Origin of the sequence: Lysinibacillus sp. KCTC 33748 (assembly GCF_002237755.1) — a bacterium.
GTDB lineage: Bacteria > Bacillota > Bacilli > Bacillales_A > Planococcaceae > Lysinibacillus.
The window spans coordinates 1-1,250 of record NZ_MWSJ01000055.1 but is presented as its reverse complement, the minus strand read 5'-3'; the positions used below and the strand labels follow the sequence as shown (position 1 = coordinate 1,250).

The 1,250-nt window shown below is 35.1% G+C and carries 4 protein-coding genes; all 4 read left to right on the top strand.

Annotated features, from left to right (window positions below; all coding sequences use genetic code 11):
* The coding region (locus B1B04_RS25230) for an AbrB/MazE/SpoVT family DNA-binding domain-containing protein (RefSeq protein WP_079564510.1) at positions 1-247 on the top strand (247 nt) is incomplete at its 5' end.
* Positions 248-255: 8 nt separating this feature from the next.
* The gene (locus tag B1B04_RS25880; RefSeq protein WP_079564508.1) at positions 256-483 is read left to right on the top strand and encodes a hypothetical protein; all 228 of its coding nucleotides are present in this window, start codon (positions 256-258) and stop codon (positions 481-483) included.
* Complete coding sequence (locus B1B04_RS25220) at positions 438-1,049, top strand: MBL fold metallo-hydrolase (protein ID WP_079564506.1); 612 nt, start codon at positions 438-440, stop codon at positions 1,047-1,049. Before B1B04_RS25880 ends, B1B04_RS25220 begins: the two co-directional genes overlap by 46 nt.
* Before the next feature lie 9 nt (positions 1,050-1,058).
* A partial coding sequence (locus B1B04_RS25215; protein WP_139377011.1) for a DUF1351 domain-containing protein occupies positions 1,059-1,250 on the top strand: 192 nt, incomplete at its 3' end.

Here is a 1,250-nt window from a genome sequence, read left to right as displayed (position 1 = left end):
TAAGGTAGATGAGTTAGGACGTTTAGTAATACCAATCGAGTTAAGACGTACTTTAGGCATTGATGTTAAAGATGCAGTTGAAATTTTTATCGATGGGGACAAGGTTATTTTAAAGAAGTACAAGCCTAATATGACATGCGCTGTTACCGGTGAAGTATCAGATGACAATCTGGTTCTACTAGGTGGCAAATTGATTCTAAGTCTAAACGAAGCTAAAAAGCTTGTCACTGAGATTGAGTTGAAGTAGGTGATTCCATGCGTATAGGTTATTCACACGCAGAAGAATATGATCGCGAGACGGATTACTGGCAAGACATCGAAGACGCACAGAATGCCCAAATCGAGAAACAAAAAAACTCGCAATCAATTGCAGTTGAGAGCGAGTCACTTAAAAATATTCACACAGATAGTATAGCACGAAAGGGGAGTTTTAGAACGTGTATTACGAAATCATCTCATCAGGTAGCAAAGGTAATTGTGTAATCATCAACGATGTAATGGTTGATTGCGGTGTATCTTTCAACAAAATTAAAGACTATTTATATGATGTGAAATATTTATTATTAACTCACATTCACAGTGATCACATTCGCCCTACTACTTTAGAAAACATTAAAAAGCTATTTCCTAAAATTCAAATCATCGGAAATCATGAAGTTCATCAAATGTATGGTGTGAACACTATTGTAAACGCTGGTTTTCCAGTAGAAACAGATGATTATAAGTTCACATCTTTTGAATGTGAACATGACGTTTTAACCTACGGATACACATGGGTACATGAGGGTGAATATATCATCTATGCAACAGACACATCATCCTTAGAAAATGCACCTAATCTTCATTTTGATTACTTGTTCTTAGAATCGAATCATTGTGAAAAGAAGATAGAAATGATTCAAGAACAACGAAACAACTTTGGCTATGATGCTTACGCTGGTGCAAAACGACATTTGAGTACACAACAAGCGAAAGCTTTCTATTATACACATCGCAGAAATAGAGGTTCACAGTTTATAGAACTTCATAAATCAAGTCGGTTTTATTAGGAGGAAATCATGTCAAACGAACTTCTAAAAGTAAATATAGAACAAATTCGTGTAACACCCGGGGTTATACAATTTCAAGAATATGAATCTTTGAAACAACAAGCTCTTCAATTAGCTGAACAAATTGAACAGGTTGAAGTGTCAGAAGAAAACATTCAACACTCAAAAAAACTATTAGCTGCGGTTAATAAGCGTGTTAAA